Raw genomic sequence first — 17,229 nt, 5'->3', positions numbered from 1 at the left:
CTAGCTAGTGCTGATCAGCTTGCTATGGCCGAGGACACGAACTGAGCCAGCGAAACCCCGCCGCGTCGGGGCGCTTGCGGCGTGGCGAAGCCGTCGTCGAGACTTGCGGCCGTCATCCTTGTATAGGAGCGCGCCGCCGCATCGGAGAAGCCAAAACTCTTGAATATGCCCTCCCACTCGTCGCGCGCCGCGACGCTGAGGGCGACTTCCTGGCCAAGTGCAGCGGCGAAGGCATCAGCCACCTCCTGCGGCGTGTAGCGATGAGGACCCTCGACATAGGCGATGCCGACATCGTCAAGAGGGCTGACCAGCCGTGCCGCGGCCGCCTCTCCCAGGTCGCGGGGCGATACCATCGGCATCAGCGTATCAGCCGGAAACATGCTCAAAAGCGTGCCGGACTGTCGGACGCTTTCAACAAGGCCGGTCCAATTGGTCATGTAGTAGGCGCCACGGTTGATCGCGGCAGGGATGGGCTGGTTCTTGAGCCCCTGTTCCAATGTCCACAGCGTTGACAGATCGCCGATATTCTCGCCGGGCTGCGCGCCATAGGTGGAGGCCGCGACGACCTTTTCCAGTCCCGATCCATCGATCGCGGCCAGGATATTCGCGATTGTCCGTCGCTCCGTCTTATCCGTGTCGCCTGTGGGATCAGCGGGAGGATTGAGCAGGAAGGCTCGTCTGCCCGTCCGGAAGGCCGCCCTGAGCGATGCAACGTCCTCGGCATCCGCCTGCAACACTAAAGCACCCTTGTCGCGCCAGATGTTTGCACTTTCAGGCTTGCGGGTGAGGACGGTTACCGGCTCGCCTCTCGCCAAGAGCGCATCCGCCACCGCGCCACCAACGTTCCCGCTTGCTCCCATGACAATGTGCATCTGCTATCCTCCGATCGGTCCGACAAATTCGGTAAGGCTTGCGTCTGACAATTTGCGTCAGCATCAGCCCTAACGCGCCGGCAGTTGCGACGATCCGACCCGGTGCTGCATCGCCAAAAGGCTAGATTGACCTCGCGTATGCGAACGCCTTTGGTGACACCATTCGAAGGAAAGACCGGTAGCGACAAGTTGCTCGAAGTCGTCATACGGCGGGCGCATATTGCCCTGCGAATACAAGATCCCCTCAGAAGGGGATTCGAGGAGAAACGTTGTGAATTTCAAGCAGTTGGAGGCGTTCTACTGGTTGGCCAAGCTAGGCAGCTATCAAAGGGTTGCCAAGCAGATCAACCTGACGCAGCCGGCCGTATCGATCCGTGTAGGCAGTCTCGAATCCGAACTCGGCGCGCCCCTGCTGCAACGCGACCAACCCGGTGTCGTGCTCACCGAAAGAGGTTATGAAGTTGCCGAATTCGCGGACGAATTCATGCAGCTCTATGAGCGGATGCAGAAGTCGCTGGTCAAGCGCGAGCGCGGCGCGTTCGTCATCGGTATCATCGAACCCGTGCTCTATAGCTGGGGCCAGGAATTCGTCCGTCAGGTCAAGACTGCCTATCCCAATGTGGAGTTTCGGGTAACGGGTAATGCGGCCATGCGCAATCTCGTCGCCGAGCAGACCATCGACCTGGTTTTTGCCACCGCGACCGTCAGCAGCGACCCCGTGCCGCAAAGCTTTGCCATGCGGGCCGTCATGGGCTGGGTAGCCAGTACAAAACTCGATATCGACGACAGCGAACCGCTCGATGCGCAGGCACTGGCCCGTCTGCCCCTGGTCTTTTACCCGCGCGACGCCTCGCAAGCGGCCCCAAGGCTCGAAGCCGTAGCCGAAGTTCGAGCACTGGACCACCTGGAGGATACGGCGGCCACCCTCTCCACGGCTGCGCAGATGGTCTATCGCGGCTTTGGTGTGGCGCCGCTGGTGCTTGCACCATTCACCCGGGCGATTGCCGAGGGCGATGTCCGCCCCCTGAACACGTCCGTGCCGCTGCCGCTGATGGAAATCCGTTGCTACTACATGAACGCCTCGCGCCGCAAAATGGCGCGCGAGATCTATGGCATCGCAGCGGATGTGGCGCAGGACTGGTGCGAACAGCACCCGACCTACGCCACATTCCTACCAGCCTAAAACGCGCCTGCCTCAGGCAATGGCGCGGCGGTGCCTGGCAACCGGGAGGTTTTGCCGGACACGGCTCTGATAGGCCTGGTCGATCGAGGCCGAAGCCCAGCCTTCGACGTCGCTGCAGCGGGCAAGCACCTTGCCCCAGGGATCGACAATCTGAGAGTTGCCGAAATTGGCACGATCGCCACCCGGTGCAGGGAAGCTGCCCACCTGGCCGGCTGCCGCGACATAGCATTGCGTCTCGATGGCGCGTGCGCGAACCAGCGTATCCCAGTGTGCCGCGCCAGTCTCGAAGGTGAAGGCAGCCGGAATGGTGATCACTTGGGCGCCGCGCGCGGCCAGCGCGAGATAGAGCGCGCCGAAGCGCACATCGTAGCAGACGGACATGCCTACGCTGATGCCGTTGTGATCGTAGGTCACGGCGGCGTCACCGGCATCGTTGGTGTCGGATTCCCGATATGACAGACCGCTTGGCAGATCGACGTCATAGCGGTGCATCTTGTCGTAGCTGGCCAACTGATTGCCATCGGGACCGATCACCACCGAAGTATTGTAGTAGCGACCATCGCGCTTGGTGAGGATGCTGCCGATGTGGATCGTGGTGTTCAGTTCGCGCGCCAGGTCCGCCATGCGGCGCAATCCTTCGCCGTCTTCCAGAGTCTCGGCGGCAGCGTGCATGGTCGCCTTGTCGGCGGTCATGCAGAAGCTGTGTTCGGGGGTGAGGATATAGTCGGCGTGATCGGCCTGGTGCGCTGCGCGGATCAGGGTTTCGAGCTTGGCAAGGTTTGCTGCCTTGTCATCGCGCGAATTGATCTGGATTACGGTGATCTTCTTCATTTTCTATCCTTGGCGTCACGCCGATCAGGCGGCAAAGTTCGTGCTGACATGTTCGCGGATATAGCCGGCGCCCAGTGCGGTAAGGCGGTCGACCAGCATCTTGCCGCGTTCGGGCGAGCTGTACTTGGGATCGCCGCCCCAAATGCCGTCCGGTCCGCATTCGGCCGCCTCGATGGGCGCCTGCACCGGCGAGCCCTCATATTCGAGATAGCCATATTGCTGGATCTTGAGGCCCTTCAGCATGGGGTTGGTCGGCGGCCCCTTGGCGAGGTCCATGCGCAGGATTTCGGGATAGAGGTAGAGCCCGACAGAGGTTAGCGGGTCGGCGCCATGGCCACTGGCCCGCCCGGCTTCGGCATCCCCCAGTTCCTTGCGCAGGATGCCATAGGCCATCTGCCAGAGATAAAGCGAGGTGATGAACATGCCCTCGTCGCGCCGCCACTTCAGCGCCAGTTCGGTGATGACTGGAACATTGCCGCCATGGCCGTTGATGAGCACGATGCGCTTGAGGCCGCGGCGATGCAGGGAGCCGATCATGTCGTCCATCAGCGCGCGCAGGGTGCTGGAGCGCAGGGCGATGCCGCCATGGGTCAGACCGAAATAGTCCTCGGCACCAAAGGGAATGACCGGCGCGGTAAAGGTCGGCGTGCCCTCGGCCGTCGCTGCTGCGGCAATCCGGTCGGCAATCAGCTTGGCAGCAAGATAGTCACCCATCGGCGCATGGACGCCCTGATCCTCGAGCGACCCCATGGGAATGAGGATCACCGCATCGTCGGTGAGGAGCTGGCGGCCTTCCTGGCTGGTGAGTTGAGCGAGTTCGGTCTTCATGAGGCAGTTTCCATATCAATATCGTCCCTGATGCAGGCTTTGCTCCGTCCCGGAGCGACTTCCCGCAGTTCCGGCACTCGTTCGGCACAGGCCGGAAGAGCGAAGGGACAGCGCGTGCGGAAGACGCATCCGGACGGCGGCCTGAGAGGAGAGGGAATGTCCCCCCTCAGACGTATCCGTGAGGATTTCTGGTCAAGGCGCGGCTCAGCAGAGACGAGCGCCTTGGAATAGGGGTGGAGCGGGGCATGGTGGACCAGATCGGCCGGCCCAACTTCCATGATCTTGCCGAGGTAGAGCACGATGATGCGGTCGGAAATGAACCGCACGACCGACAGGTCATGGCTGATGAACAGCACCGAAACACCGGTCTGTTCGCGTAGGCGCGCAATGAGGTTGATAACCTGGGCCTGGATTGAAACGTCGAGCGCCGACACGGCCTCGTCGGCTACGATCAGGCGCGGTTCGACCGACATGGCGCGGGCAATGCCGATGCGCTGGCGCTGGCCGCCGGAAAACTCGTGCGGATAGCGGTCGAGGAATTCCCGGCGCAGGCCGACCATGTCGAGCAGCTCCACCAGCCGCGCCTCGCGGGACGAACCCATATGCAGATGGTGGATGTCGAGCGCATCTGAGAGGATGTTCCGCACCGTCTGGCGAGGATCGAGGCTCGAATAGGGGTCCTGGAAGATGATCTGCATTTCGCGCCGCAGCGGACGCATCTGGCGCTCGCTGAGATCACTGATATCCATGCCGTCGAACCGAACCCGGCCTTCCTGCGCCTTGAGCAGCTTGAGCACCGCCTTGCCGATCGTGCTCTTGCCCGATCCGCTTTCGCCGACGAGCCCGACGATTTCGCCCTGCCCGATGGTGAAGTTGACGTCGCGCAGAACCATGGCCGGCTTGGTGCGGAAAAGACCGTTGCTGCCGCCGAAGCCCAGGCTGAGTTTTTCGACTTCGAGAAGATTATGTTGCTCGATCATGCGGCACGTCCCGTAGCGAGGTGGCAGGCTGCCAGGTGAGCGGGGCCATCGACGGCGGTCAGGTCCGGCCGTTCATCCGCGCAGACGGGCACGGCGTGGGGACAGCGATCGCGGAAGGCGCAGCCCGCCGGGCGCTCATGAGGCAGGGGCGGCGTGCCACCGATGGAGGGCAGCGTGTCGCTGCGGCTGGCATGCAGCTCCTCATGCGCGGCCGGCATGCTCTGCAACAAGGCGCGCGTATAGGGATGGCGGGCATTGCCCAGCACCGTTGCCGCCGGTCCCTGCTCAACGACGCGGCCGGCATACATGACGGCGATCTCGTCGGCGAGTTGGGCAACAACGCCCAGATCGTGGCTGATAAAAAGTATCCCTGGCGCCCCGGCAGAAGCCTTTAGTGCGATGAGCAGGTCGATAATTTCTGCCTGTACCGTCACATCAAGTGCCGTCGTAGGCTCGTCGGCAAGCAGCAGACCGGGCTCCATCGACAGGGCCATGGCGATCATGACGCGCTGCCGCAGACCGCCCGAAAGCATATGGGGGAAGCTGTCGAAGCGGCGCTCGGGATCGTTGACGCCCACGCGCTTGAGGAAGGCTATGCCCTCATCGCGGGCCTGGTTCGCAGATACCGGACGATGCACCTTTGCCGCCTCGATCAACTGGTCGCCGACCTTGTAGACTGGATTGAGTGCGGTCATTGGTTCCTGGAAGATCATCGCTGCATCGCGGCCGCGGATGGCTTCTAGACCTTCACCGGAGAGCGTCGTGACCTGGATGGCTTGCCCATGCTGTCCCCGCAGCATGATGTCTCCGGAAGTGACGGTCACGCCGCGTGGCAGCAACCCCATGACCGAGGAGGCCGTGAGCGACTTGCCCGAGCCGCTCTCGCCCACGAGGGCGGTGCAGCGGCCACGACGGACCCGCAGGTTGACGTCCTCGATCAGCTTGATGGCGACGCCATTGCGATTGGTCGTCACATCGAGATTATCGATACGCAACACGGTATCGGCCTCGAGCGTAGCGGGGACGGTAGCGGCCGGTGTCTTGCGGCGGCGCGGCGAGAGGATCGGAATGCCGCCGCTCAGGCCCTTGGGGTCGAGAACATCGCGCAGGCGGTCGGTCAAGAGGTTGACGCCATAGATCGTGAGCGAGATGGCCACGCAGGGAATGACGATCCCGAGCGGATCCTGCTCCATATAGGCGCGAGCGCCGCGGATCATCTGGCCCCAGGACGGATCGGGCGGCACGACACCGAGCCCGAGATAGGAGAGGCCGCTTTCGGTGATGATGGCGGCCGCCGTGGTCAACGAGAACTGCACGATGATCGGGCCCGAAATATTGGGCAGGATCGTGCGGAACATCACGCGACGCGGCCGTGCGCCGAGCGCTTCGGCGGCAATGACATAGTCGAGCTGGCTGACGCGGGATGCTTCGAGATAGACGATGCGCGCAAAGGCCGGGAAATAGATGATCGAGAGCACCCAGATCAGCGTTTTGGTACCCGGTCCCATGAGGGTGACCACCAAAAGCGCCAGCAGGATGGGCGGAAAACAGAGGACGACATCGGCCGTCTTGGTCGAGAGAAACCCGGCGAAGCCGCGGAAATAAGCGCCGAAGAGGCCAATCAGGCTGCCGATGGTGCACGAAATCAGAGCGGAGATGACTGCGACGCGCAACGATGCCTGGGCGCCGATGAGAACGCGCGCCAGGCGGTCGCGGCCGAATTCGTCGAGCCCGAGAGGATGGTTCAGCGAGGGGCCGGCAAAACGCTCCATGACCGACATGGCATTGGGGTCGATGCCCAGCAGTGGCGGCACCGCGAACGGCGCGACGAGAACCACGGCCACCAGGATCAGCGGCAGGCGCAACCTTGGATGAATGCGCGGCAGTTGCAGGCGCGAAGATGAAGCAGGGCTGACGGAGGCAGAGGTCATGGTCATAGCTGCACCCTGGGATCGAGCTTCATCTGCAGGAGTTCGATGAGCAGGTTGATGAAGATGAAGAGCGCGGCCACGACGAGAATAATGGCTCGAACGGTGGGGTAGTCGCGCTGCTCGACGGCGGTGACGAGATAGCCGCTCAATCCCGGCCAGTTGAAAACGAACTCGACCAGCACGGTGGAGCCCAGCAGAATGCCCAATTGCAGGCCGATGACGGTGACGACGGGGCCTAGCGCATTGCGCAGGACATGCCGACGGACCACAGCCCGCCGTGGCAGGCCCTTGGCCAGCGCGGTGCGCACCCATTCATTGGAAAGGCTGTCGAGTACCGACGAGCGCGTCATGCGGAAGATGATCGGGAAAATGCTCATGGCGACCGTGACTGCGGGGAGGATGAGATTTGTCAGGTGCTGCATGGGCGCAGTGACAAAATCGGCGTAGCCGCCAGCAGGCGTGAGCTTGAGCGTCTGCGCGAAGAGAAGGATCAGCAATGTGCCGATGACGAAGACCGGGACGGCCGCAAATATCGCCGACACCCCGGACCCTGCCGTATCGAGACGCCCGCCGACGCGCAATGCGGCCTGGGTGCCGAATGGCACTGCCACGGCGACAGCGATGGTCATCGCTACGGCGATCAGTTCGAGGGTGCGCGGGAGTCTGGCCGCAATGGTTTGGCCAATCGACGAATTGTCGATAAGCGAAGAACCGAAATCGAGGCGAACCGCGCCCCACAGGAACTCGGCATATTGCTGGGCGAGCGGTCGATCGAGGCCCATCTCGACGCGCAGGGCCTCGATATTCTCTCGTGTCGGGGTACTCCCAGCCGAGCTCAGCAAGAGCTCGGCTGGGTCGCCCGGGATGACGACCTGGATGGCAAAGACCAACGTCGCGACCACGAAAAGCATGGTCAGGGCCGACGCCAGCCGGGAGATCACGGACCGGGCCATGGGTCAGACGAACCTGGCCTGATCGAGCAGGATGGCCGTGCTCGTTACCCCGAGGAAGCCGGGCAGACACTGGAAGCCTTCAACATTGCTGCCAAGGCCGAAGGACTGAACCCGCCAGACCAGCGGGGCTTGCGGCACTTCCTCAAAATAGGCCTGGGCCAGTTGCTTGTAGATTTCCTCGCGCTTGGTGGGATCAAGTTCGCCCCGGCCCTGTTCGAGAAGGCTATCGATGCGCTCGCTGGCAAAACCGAACGAGTTCTGAAACGTCTTCACCGACGAGTGGAGAAGGGAATAGAGCGAGTCCGGATCGTTGTATTCGCCCACCGTGCCGTGGATGGCCATGTCATATTGGCCTTCATTGCCGGCAGTGATGCGGCTCGCCCATTCTGGAAGTTTGAGCTCGGCATTGATGCCGACGGCCTGGAGATAGGCTGCTACCACCACCGCCGTATCCTGGAGCATGCCATAGGTGGAGGTGGCGAGCAGCGTGCAGCTAAAGCCGTTGGGATAGCCGGCCTCGGCGAGCAGCGCCTTGGCCTTCTCGGGATCGTAGGTATAGCTGTTTTCGGGCGTGGATGCCTCGTAGGCCGAGCCGGGAGGATTGGGGAAGCCATAGAGCGGCTGGCCCTGGCCGGCGAAGGCGGCTGCGACGATGTCTTCGCGCTTGATGGCATAACCGATGGCCTGCCGCACCAGCGGATTGTCGAACGGCGCCTTGGTCGTGTTGAACAGGACGACGTGGAAGGGCCCGAGGGAACCCGACAGCTTCATGCGGTCGCTGTTTTCGAAGCGGGAATAGGCCGACCAGGGCACATATTCGATGATGTCGACATCGCCCGATTCCAAAGCCGCCATGCGCAGGTTCTCGTCGGCATAGGCAGTCAGCCGGATCTTTTCGACATGCGGCGAGCCGTCCTTGTAGTAGTCGGGATTGCGCTCGACTTCGATGAAAACACCGCGCTCCTGCTGGGCCAGGCGGAAGGGACCGCAGGCGATCGGTGCGTCTTCGGTGCTGCCTTCGGCTAGAATGGCCGCGTTCGGGCTGGCGAGAGCGAAGGGCAGTGCAGCATTGGGCTTGGTCAGGGTCAGACGAACCGTGTGGTCATCGATCGCCTCCATGCTGTCGACCTGGTTCAGGGTGGTACGCAGATAAGCAGTCGATTCAGCGGCCCGGATTTGGTCGATGGTCCAGATGACATCCTGGGCACGCACCGGGCTGCCGTTGCTGAACACGGCATTGCCGCGGAGCTTGAATTCATAGGTGACCGGATCGACCGAGCTCCAGCTTTCGGCGATCTCGCCGATCAGTTGGCCGTCGGTGTCGTAGCCGAGCAGGCCACGCATGATCAGCGTCTTCACCGTCGACGCGGCAGCGCCGCTATTCAGCCAGGGGCTGAGGCTCGGCGGGAAGGCGGAAAGCGCATAGCGCAGAACGCCGGAATCGGCCTGGGCAAGGACCGAGCCCGGCAGTTGCGTCGCCACGATGCCGGCGCCCGCTGCTGCCAAAAAGGCACGACGGGACAGTGTGAGGGCGTGAAGCCTCGACATGAGTATCTCCTCCGAATTGCAGGCTTTTTTGCCTTGCTTGTTCGTAGGTGATTGTCGGACGCGAGGGCCGGAGCGGCAAATTTAAAATACTTTGGCGGGCATTAGGGACTTTGAATTCGCCCCGTTGGAAGGGCCAATTCCGGCCTTTCCAGGGATGCCGACTTAGCGGTTTCGCTCTCCCGAAACAGTGTCGGAGACGCGAAGAAAATCATCGCGATAAAGCCCCAGCAGCGCAACTAGCTCAGAGGACGGCGCCGTCTTCCGCAAAGCCGGCGGTGATGAGGTCGCGGCCGAAGATCGAGTTGTCGCGCGGCACGAGGCGGACGACGCTGTAGCCGCGGCGGGCGAGTTGGTCGAGGAAGATCGGCAGCATGTCGACCGTGCGCTGATGGATGTCGTGGAAGAGGATGATGCCGCTGCCGCGGGCTTCGAGGCGGCTCAGCGTGCGGGTGGCCACCGCGGCCGGGGTGTCCTTGAAATAGTCCTTGCTGTCGATATCGACATCGAGCACCACCGCACCGCTCTGGATGAGGCCGGTGCGCAGGAAGCCGGTCTGGGAAAGATAGGGAAAGCGGAAGAAGGGCGAGAGTTTTTGGCCGCCGCCGGCCAGTGCCGCCGAAACAGCCTCCTCACCTTTCACGATTTCCTCGATCGCCTCTTGGCGCGTCAGATCGGCTAGATTGACGTGGCCATAGGTGTGGCTGCCCACGGTATGGCCGGCAATGGCGACGCGTTGCGCCAGACGCGGATTGGCAGCGGCGGAAGAGCCGAGCATGAGGAAGGTGGCTTTCACGCCATAGTCGGACAAAGTGGAGAGAATGGCCTCGGTCTTGCCGGCGCGCGGGCCGTCATCGAAGGTGAGGACAACTTCGCCGGGCTTCAGAATGATATCGGCCGTGGTCGAGACGGCGAGCGTGCGGCCCCCGATATTGCGCGGCGCAAACACTTCGTCCGGCAGCGGCTGCTCCATCTTGAGCACTGCCGGAACAGCGATGGCGGAGGTCTTCATCGTGTCGATGGCCGGGGTCGCCGTGAGACGCGCTTGCGGGTTTACCGGCTTGGCACAGCCGCCCAGCATGATGCCGGACACCAGAAGGCAGAGCAGAAGGCGGGAGGGCAACACGATGAGCACTCAACATCACATGAATCTGAGCGCGAGAATTTGCGATTATGGTTAATTTTCCCCTCGCGAAAACTTAAGAAGAGCTTACCGATCAGAGGGTTAGTCTCGCCATGCCCCTCCAGACAAAGGGGAAACGGGTAGACCCGACCCGAAAAAACGTTAGCGTGCCTCTGTCTTTCTGAGGGGAATCGCCATGCATGGGGGCATCGAGGCCGCCGCGCCGACCGGGCGCAGGGAATTCTTGCAGCCCATCATGGCGGGCACGCTCGCGGCCATAGTCGGCTATGCCAGCACTTTTACGCTTGTCCTCGCGGCGCTGACTGCGGCGGGCGCTTCGCCGCAGCAGGCCGGTTCGGGCCTCTTTTCGGTCTGCCTTGCGCTCGGCGTGCTCAATATCGTCGTGGCGTTCCGCGCAAAAGTGCCGATCAGCTTTGCCTGGACCACGCCGGGCGTCGCCTTTCTGCTCACGGTTGGCGAGCCGGTTGGTGGCTTTCCGGCCGTGGCCGGCGCTTTTCTCGTGACGGCCGCGCTGGTCGTCTTGACCGGATTGTTCAAGCCGTTGGCACGGCTGATCGCTGCCATTCCCGCCGCCATTGCCAATGCCATGCTGGCCGGCATGCTGCTGACGCTGTGCCTTGCGCCGGTTACGGCATTGGCCGAGGCGCCTTTGCTCGCCGCGCCAATTCTCTTCGCCTGGATGCTCGGATTGCGCTTTGCGCGGCGCTATGCGGTGCCGATCGCCGTGGTGGTGACGGGGATCGTGCTGGCACTGACAACGCACCTGCCCGAAGGCGCGCTCGATGGCACCTGGCCTACCCTGCTGCCGGTGATGCCGGTATTCACCTGGGACGCCATCGTGCGGATCGGCCTGCCGCTCTATGTGGTCACCATGGCCTCGCAGAATCTGCCGGGGATCGCGGTGATGAAGGCGAATGGCTATACGCTTTCCCCTGCCCCGATTTTCGTGATGACCGGCATAGCCAGCGGTCTGACGGCGCTGTTTGGCGGACATACGATAAATCTCGCTGCCATCACCGCCGCGATCTGCGCCGGACCCGAGGCACATCCAGATCCGAAGAAGCGCTGGCCGGCGCCCGTCGCGGCCGGCGGCGTCTATATAATGCTCGGTCTTGCGGCGAGCCTTGCGGCCGCCTTCATCGCTGCCTCCCCGCCCATCCTCATTCAGGCGGTCGCTGGCCTTGCTTTGCTCTCCAGTCTCGCTTCGGCCCTTTCCGGCGCGCTAGCTCAGGAGGAAGCGCGATTGCCGGCGATTCTCACCTTTGTGGCCACGGCATCGGGAATCACCATTTTCGGCATTGGCGCGCCGTTCTGGGGGCTTGTTGGCGGCATCGTGCTCTTGCTGCTGCTGCGCCAGCCTGCGGGAAAATGAGAGAGGTCTTCGGCCTGATATTGGCCGGTGGCGAAGGCTCGCGCCTTGGCGGGGTGAGAAAAGCCGATCTCAGAATCGGCGGTGTGCCATTGCTGGAGCGAGTAGCCAGGGCCATTGCGCCCGACGTATCCGAGTTACTGATCGCCTCGGGCCAGGACGACACACTTGGGTCGTACACCTGCATTCGCGACGAAAGCACGACGCGACTGGGGCCGCTGGCCGGCATCAGGACCGCCGTTCGCTATCTCGAAATGCGAGCAGAGCCCGAAGATGTGCTCGTCTCGGTGGCCGTCGATACGCCCTTTTTACCGCGGAACTATGTGGCGCGACTGAAACACGCCGTGGCGGAGGCCGGGGCGGCCTATGCCGCCTGGGGCGAAAATATCTATCCCACGAACAGCGCATGGCGACTCAACGCGCTGCGCGATGCCCTTGAAGATGCAGGCGAATCCGACGGACCAAAGGCGATTCTGCGCAAATTGGGAGCGACACCAGTGGATTGGACCGCAGAGTCGACGATCGACCCTTTTTCTAACATCAATAGGCTCGACGACCTGATCGCCCTGCAACGCCGGGCGCTTCACGGGGATAGATGACACATTTATTCACAGGCTCCGCAATAAGGGCTTGGCAAACCAGATCGGTTTGGGTACACGGACCTCGCCTTCGACGCCGAGGGCCATACCGAAGTGTTCCGCGATAGCTCAGTTGGTAGAGCGTTCGACTGTTAATCGAATGGTCGCTGGTTCGAGTCCAGCTCGCGGAGCCATTCGGGTCTTTTGAGACCCGCATCCTCCATACATCGTGATTTTCTCCGGGCATCCTTCGGGATGGCAGAGTTATTCACTTTATCCCCGCCATAAAAACCTGCGCTATTCTCTCGCCGTCCAACCTCGCACGGACGGTCTGCAGACGACAGTAGCGAGGGGGCCCGGCAGGGGATCGTCTCCCATGCACGTTCGGGGCTGGCCGCCTGCGACGAGCGATCAAAGGTCGCCGATAGTTCCCGCCCGAAAAGAGGGCACTCCGGAGCGGTATCCGCTTCACTAAACTAAAACTTCGAGGCGAATGCCGCTCCGGGGTCCGTCCAATCCGGTGGCACCTGTGCCGACCGGGATTTTGCCATGGCCAAATTTCGGAGGAGACATGACATGCACAAATTTTGCGCAATTTGGCTCGCAAAGGTTGCTGCCCTCGGTTTGGAGGAGTAGGACGGGCTTCCCTCCTGGATTGCCTCTCATGACTACGCAAACGAGCAGCCCTGCCGCAACGGCGGGCCACCAAACCGCCCTGACCATCATCTTTGCCGTTAGCGGGGCGCATCTCCTCAATGACCTGTTGCAGTTTCTGCTACCGGCGCTCTATCCGCTGCTCAAGGACAATTACGGGCTCAATTATCTGCAGATCGGCCTGCTTACCCTCGGCCAGCAGATCACCGCCTGCTTCCTGCAGCCGATCTTCGGGCTGCGCGGTGATCTCCGGCCCAATCCCTATAGCCTCGCCCTCTCGCTCACCATCGTTACCATCGGCGTGTTGGGCCTCGCCTTTGCCAATGGCTTTACCTGGCTCTTTGTCGCCGCTGTGGTGATGGGCACGGGTTCGGCGCTGTTCCATCCGGAAGCGTCGCGCGTGGCGCGCATGGCTTCGGGCGGCAAGCTTGGCTTTGCCCAATCGCTATTCCAGGTCGGGGGCAATCTCGGCACCGCTTTTGGCCCGTTGGCCGCGGCGCTCATCCTCATTCCCATGGGCCAGCAGACCACCGCATGGTTCCTGATAGCCGGCTTTGCCGGTATTGCGCTGCTCACCTATGTCGGCCGGTGGTTCGTGGAGCACCAGCGGCAGGCGGCAACGCGCCCCGCCGTGATGCACAAGAAGCCGGCGCTGTCGCGCAATCGGCTTATCGTCGCCTTCGTTGTCATCGGTGCGCTGCTGCTTAGCAAGTTCATCTATATCGAAGGCCTTAAAAGCTATTACGCCTTTTTCCTCATGGAAAAGTTCAGTTTGTCGGCGCCGGAAGCGCAGCTCTATCTCTTCCTGTTCCTCGGCTCGGTGGCTGCGGGCACGTTTATCGGTGGGCCGATCGGCGACCGTTATGGCCGTCTCTCGGTGATCTGGGTTTCGATCCTCGGCGCCCTGCCCTTTACGCTGCTGCTGCCCTATCTCGATCTCTACGGCACTGCCGCCATGAGCGTCATGACGGGCCTCGTTCTCTCGTCGGCCTTCTCGGCCATGGTGGTTTATGCTCAGGAACTGGTGCCGGGTAAGGTCGGCATGATTGCCGGCTTCGTCTTCGGCTTTGCCTTTGGTATCGGCGCCCTTGGTGCGGCCGCCATGGGGGCGCTGGCCGACTGGATTGGCATTATTCCAGTGTTCCAGATTTGCGCCTTCCTGCCTGTTCTTGGTATTCTTACTATCTTCCTGCCGAGAACTGCCGAACTGCACCCCGAAGCGAAGGAGAAGCTGGCATGAGCGACAACATCGATCTCGACAACGAAAGCCAGATCACGCTCACGCGAAAAATCGGCGCCAATGTGAGCGATGTCTTCTCCGCCTGGACCGATCCGGCCCTGATCGAACAATGGCAGGTCGATGAGGCAGAATTCGACGCCGTCAAGGGTGGCGAATACCGCTTCGTCACCTATGCCGATGAAGACGATGATGCCGACCATGAGGTAACCGGCGAAATCCTCGAATATGTCGAGGACCAGAAGCTGGTAATGTCCTGGATCCATCGGGACGAGGAGAATGACGAAGAACTGCTCTTCGTGCTCGATATCTCCTTCCGCGCCATCGACGACGACAATACCGAAATCACGCTGATTGAGCGCGGCCTGCCGCATGCCGATCCGCAGACGCGCATTTTCTCCATGGAGGCCTGGAGCTCGGCGCTCGAGCAACTGGCCGAGGTGATGGAAGAGGTTCTGGACTGAACCGATCGCCGCTGCCGCTCGTAGTGGCGGAAAGCATCGGAGCAGACCCGTGGACCAACCGACAAGTCTTGTCTGGCTGCGCAATGATTTGCGCCTCAGCGACAACCCTGCCCTGCTGGCCGCCGCTGCGGATGGCGGCAGGATTGTCGCTCTCTATATCCACGAGACCGACGAAGGCGTGCGCGCGCCCGGTGGCGCGGCGCGCTGGTGGCTGAACCAGAGTCTGGAATCGCTGGGTCAGGCGCTTGGACAAAAATGCATTTTGCTGATCGTGCGCTGCGGCACGGCGGCAGAAGTGCTCGACAAGGCCATTGCCGAGGAAGGCGTGCAGTCGGTTCATTGGAACAGGCGCTATGCCCCCGGCGAACGGGACGTCGACCAGCAGATCAAGAGCGACCTGCGCGAGCGCGGGCTCAGCGTTGCATCTCATATCGGGAACATGCTGGCCGAGCCCTGGACGATCGCCACCGGCCAAGGCAAACCCTACTCGGTCTTTTCGCCCTTCTGGAAGACGCTGAGGGATTTTCGGATCGAGCAACCGCTTCCGGCGCCACGCAAACTCGGCGAGGCTCTCACCGCCAGGGGCTACGACCGCGACTATGGCGCACCAAAGTGGTCGCGGAAGTTCGAAGGGCAATGGGCGATCGGCGAAGCGGCAGCTCAAAAGGCGCTGCATGACTTTCTTGATGAGCGGCTCGAAGATTATCCCGAGGGGCGTGACTTTCCGGGGCGCGATATGACATCGCGGCTTTCGCCGCATCTGCGCTTTGGCGAGATCACGGCGCGGCAGGTTTGGTACGCCACTCAGGCGCGGATGGAAGCAGAGCCGGAAGTCAGGCCCCACGCCGAAAAATTCCTCTCCGAATTGGCCTGGCGCGACTTCAGCTACCACCAGCTCTATCATCGCCGGGACATAGCCACAGTCCCGATGCAGGAGAAATATGAGGGGATGCGCTGGCATAGCGACGCCGAGGCCGAGGCGGCGTGGCAGCAGGGCCGGACGGGCATTCCGATCGTTGACGCCGGCATGCGCGAACTGTGGCAGACCGGCTATATGCACAATCGCGTCCGTATGTTGGCCGCATCTCTTCTCACGAAGAATCTGCTTATCGACTGGCGCCATGGCGAGCGCTGGTTCTGGGATTGCCTCGTCGATGGGGACGTCGCCAACAATCCGGCGAGCTGGCAATGGGTGGCCGGCTGCGGGCTCGATGCGGCGCCCTATTTTCGGATTTTCAATCCCATTACCCAGGGCGAACGCTTCGATGCGGCCGGCGACTATGTCCGCAAATGGGTGCCGGAACTGAAAGACCTGCCGGACAAATGGGTGCACGACCCGTCCAGCGCCCCGGATTCCGTGTTGCAGGAGGCCGGCGTCTCCATCGGCAAGACTTATCCGCGCCCCCTGGTCGATCTCAAGACATCCCGGCAGCGCGCGCTGGATCGGCAAGGAGAGCTTTAGAAAAAGAAACCGCCTTTTTCGGCTCTGCCAGCCGGGGGTTTCGTTGCATGGCCGCAGACCGGAAAGTCGTGCCATTGCCGGTGTTTGACACTTGTTCGTGACGGGTGGGGCCCATACCTTGATGGCTTAGCAACAAGAGTCCCGGACGATCATGGCCAAGCACGAAGACCTCATTTCCGCCATCGGCAATACGCCGCTTATCCGCCTCAACCGGGTATCGGCGCTGACGGGATGCGAAATCTGGGGCAAGGCCGAATTTCTCAATCCGGGCCAGTCGGTAAAAGACCGTGCGGCGCTGTTCATCATCCATGATCTGGTGAAATCGGGCGCGCTGAAGCCGGGCGGGACGATTGTCGAGGGCACCGCCGGCAATACGGGCATCGGCCTGACGCTGGTGGCAAACTCGCTGGGCTTCAAGTCGGTGATCGTCATTCCCGAGACGCAGAGCCAGGAAAAGAAGGACGCCCTTCGGCTCTATGGGGCACAACTGATCGAAGTGCCGGCAAAGCCCTACAAGAACCCCAATAATTACATCAAGATTTCGGGGCGCCTGGCGGAAAAGCTCAATCGCGAACTGCCCGAGGGTGCAGTCTGGGCCAACCAGTTCGACAATGTCTCGAACAAGCGCGCCCATATCGAAACCACGGGCCCTGAAATCTGGCACCAGACCAATGGCCGGATCGACGGCTTTATTACTGCCGTCGGCTCGGGCGGCACTCTGGCGGGTGTGGCTGAAGCGCTGCGCTCGCGCAATCCCGATATCAAGATCGGCCTTGCCGATCCCGAAGGCGCCGCGCTTTACGAATATTACGCCAATGGCACGTTGAAATCCGAAGGCAATTCGATCACCGAAGGCATCGGCCAGGGGCGCATCACGGCCAATCTCGAAGGGCTCAAGGTCGACCTGCCCTATCGCATCTCCGACGCCGAGGCCCTGCCCTATATTTTCGACCTGCTCGAATATGAAGGCCTGTGCCTCGGTGGCTCTAGCGCGATCAACATTGCCGGCGCGGTACGCATGGCGCGCGATCTCGGGCCGGGCAAGACCATCGTCACCGTGCTCTGCGACTACGGCAACCGCTACGCCAGCAAGATCTTCAATCCCGAATTCCTGCGCTCCAAGGACCTGCCGGTCCCCGCCTGGATGGAAGACCGCGCGCCGATCGACATTTCGGACATCATCGAGGCAGAGCCGGCC

Annotated in this window: 15 protein-coding genes and 1 tRNA gene; 8 read left to right on the top strand and 8 right to left on the bottom strand. The window is 62.1% G+C overall.

The features are described 5' to 3' along the window. Positions 1–14 precede the first annotated feature (14 nt). Positions 15–872, bottom strand: a complete 858-nt coding sequence (locus tag JP75_RS07175) for an NmrA family NAD(P)-binding protein (RefSeq protein ID WP_035081056.1) — start codon at positions 870–872, stop codon at positions 15–17. 271 nt (positions 873–1,143) lie between these two features. Between JP75_RS07175 and JP75_RS07170 the strand changes: the two genes are divergently transcribed. Next, the gene (locus JP75_RS07170) at positions 1,144–2,055 is read left to right on the top strand and encodes a LysR family transcriptional regulator (protein WP_035081054.1); all 912 of its coding nucleotides are present in this window, start codon (positions 1,144–1,146) and stop codon (positions 2,053–2,055) included. A gap of 12 nt (positions 2,056–2,067) precedes the next feature. On the opposite strand, the gene JP75_RS07165 is transcribed toward JP75_RS07170, so the two are convergent. The 7 genes from JP75_RS07165 to JP75_RS07135 form a co-directional block, all read right to left on the bottom strand. Continuing rightward, on the bottom strand, positions 2,068–2,886 hold the full coding sequence (locus JP75_RS07165; protein WP_051960458.1) for a carbon-nitrogen hydrolase family protein: 819 nt from the start codon (positions 2,884–2,886) through the stop codon (positions 2,068–2,070). Positions 2,887–2,910: 24 nt separating this feature from the next. Then, the gene (locus JP75_RS07160) at positions 2,911–3,714 is read right to left on the bottom strand and encodes a creatininase family protein (RefSeq protein WP_035081052.1); all 804 of its coding nucleotides are present in this window, start codon (positions 3,712–3,714) and stop codon (positions 2,911–2,913) included. After that, the gene (locus tag JP75_RS07155) at positions 3,711–4,694 is read right to left on the bottom strand and encodes an ABC transporter ATP-binding protein (RefSeq protein WP_035081050.1); all 984 of its coding nucleotides are present in this window, start codon (positions 4,692–4,694) and stop codon (positions 3,711–3,713) included. The genes JP75_RS07160 and JP75_RS07155 overlap by 4 nt, the downstream gene beginning before the upstream one ends. Beyond that, on the bottom strand, positions 4,691–6,631 hold the full coding sequence (locus tag JP75_RS07150; protein ID WP_051960457.1) for a dipeptide/oligopeptide/nickel ABC transporter permease/ATP-binding protein: 1,941 nt from the start codon (positions 6,629–6,631) through the stop codon (positions 4,691–4,693). The genes JP75_RS07155 and JP75_RS07150 overlap by 4 nt, the downstream gene beginning before the upstream one ends. Further along, positions 6,628–7,578, bottom strand: a complete 951-nt coding sequence (locus JP75_RS07145; RefSeq protein ID WP_035081047.1) for an ABC transporter permease — start codon at positions 7,576–7,578, stop codon at positions 6,628–6,630. Before JP75_RS07145 ends, JP75_RS07150 begins: the two co-directional genes overlap by 4 nt. A gap of 3 nt (positions 7,579–7,581) precedes the next feature. Continuing rightward, positions 7,582–9,126: an ABC transporter substrate-binding protein gene (locus JP75_RS07140; protein WP_035081046.1), complete on the bottom strand. Its 1,545-nt coding sequence runs from the start codon at positions 9,124–9,126 to the stop codon at positions 7,582–7,584. Positions 9,127–9,367: 241 nt separating this feature from the next. After that, positions 9,368–10,249, bottom strand: a complete 882-nt coding sequence (locus JP75_RS07135; RefSeq protein ID WP_051960456.1) for a polysaccharide deacetylase family protein — start codon at positions 10,247–10,249, stop codon at positions 9,368–9,370. Positions 10,250–10,442: 193 nt separating this feature from the next. Here JP75_RS07135 and JP75_RS07130 point away from each other — a divergent pair, with 193 nt between their 5' ends. The 7 genes from JP75_RS07130 to JP75_RS07100 all read left to right on the top strand — a co-directional run. Continuing rightward, entirely contained in the window at positions 10,443–11,639 is a 1,197-nt protein-coding gene (locus JP75_RS07130; protein WP_201772911.1) for a benzoate/H(+) symporter BenE family transporter, read from the top strand. Then, entirely contained in the window at positions 11,636–12,235 is a 600-nt protein-coding gene (mobA, locus tag JP75_RS07125; RefSeq protein WP_035081044.1) for a molybdenum cofactor guanylyltransferase, read from the top strand. The genes JP75_RS07130 and mobA overlap by 4 nt, the downstream gene beginning before the upstream one ends. A 97-nt stretch (positions 12,236–12,332) precedes the next feature. Beyond that, positions 12,333–12,408 (top strand) — tRNA-Asn (locus JP75_RS07120). A 470-nt stretch (positions 12,409–12,878) separates the two neighbouring features. Then, positions 12,879–14,108 carry an MFS transporter gene (locus JP75_RS07115; protein WP_051960455.1) on the top strand — a complete coding sequence of 410 codons (1,230 nt, stop codon included), beginning with the start codon at positions 12,879–12,881 and terminating at the stop codon, positions 14,106–14,108. Beyond that, positions 14,105–14,569 carry an SRPBCC family protein gene (locus tag JP75_RS07110; RefSeq protein ID WP_035081039.1) on the top strand — a complete coding sequence of 155 codons (465 nt, stop codon included), beginning with the start codon at positions 14,105–14,107 and terminating at the stop codon, positions 14,567–14,569. The genes JP75_RS07115 and JP75_RS07110 overlap by 4 nt, the downstream gene beginning before the upstream one ends. A gap of 49 nt (positions 14,570–14,618) precedes the next feature. Next, positions 14,619–16,031: a cryptochrome/photolyase family protein gene (locus tag JP75_RS07105; RefSeq protein ID WP_035081037.1), complete on the top strand. Its 1,413-nt coding sequence runs from the start codon at positions 14,619–14,621 to the stop codon at positions 16,029–16,031. 151 nt (positions 16,032–16,182) lie between these two features. Then, the coding region (locus tag JP75_RS07100) for a cysteine synthase A (RefSeq protein WP_051960454.1) at positions 16,183–17,229 on the top strand (1,047 nt) is incomplete at its 3' end.

Origin of the sequence: Devosia riboflavina (genome assembly GCF_000743575.1) — a bacterium.
Taxonomy (GTDB): domain Bacteria; phylum Pseudomonadota; class Alphaproteobacteria; order Rhizobiales; family Devosiaceae; genus Devosia; species Devosia riboflavina.
This window is presented reverse-complemented; position numbering and strand designations above follow the sequence as displayed.

Bases quoted from the DNA above. Each gene is read 5' to 3' on its own strand.
- JP75_RS07150 (WP_051960457.1), bottom strand. From the start codon at position 6,631: ATGACCATGACCTCTGCCTCCGTCAGCCCTGCTTCATCTTCGCGCCTG.
- JP75_RS07175 (WP_035081056.1), bottom strand. From the start codon at position 872: ATGCACATTGTCATGGGAGCAAGCGGGAACGTTGGTGGCGCGGTGGCG.
- JP75_RS07110 (WP_035081039.1), top strand. From the start codon at position 14,105: ATGAGCGACAACATCGATCTCGACAACGAAAGCCAGATCACGCTCACG.
- JP75_RS07115 (WP_051960455.1), top strand. From the start codon at position 12,879: ATGACTACGCAAACGAGCAGCCCTGCCGCAACGGCGGGCCACCAAACC.
- JP75_RS07145 (WP_035081047.1), bottom strand. From the start codon at position 7,578: ATGGCCCGGTCCGTGATCTCCCGGCTGGCGTCGGCCCTGACCATGCTT.
- JP75_RS07165 (WP_051960458.1), bottom strand. From the start codon at position 2,886: ATGAAGAAGATCACCGTAATCCAGATCAATTCGCGCGATGACAAGGCA.
- mobA (WP_035081044.1), top strand. From the start codon at position 11,636: ATGAGAGAGGTCTTCGGCCTGATATTGGCCGGTGGCGAAGGCTCGCGC.
- JP75_RS07140 (WP_035081046.1), bottom strand. From the start codon at position 9,126: ATGTCGAGGCTTCACGCCCTCACACTGTCCCGTCGTGCCTTTTTGGCA.
- JP75_RS07130 (WP_201772911.1), top strand. From the start codon at position 10,443: ATGCATGGGGGCATCGAGGCCGCCGCGCCGACCGGGCGCAGGGAATTC.
- JP75_RS07155 (WP_035081050.1), bottom strand. From the start codon at position 4,694: ATGATCGAGCAACATAATCTTCTCGAAGTCGAAAAACTCAGCCTGGGC.
- JP75_RS07160 (WP_035081052.1), bottom strand. From the start codon at position 3,714: ATGAAGACCGAACTCGCTCAACTCACCAGCCAGGAAGGCCGCCAGCTC.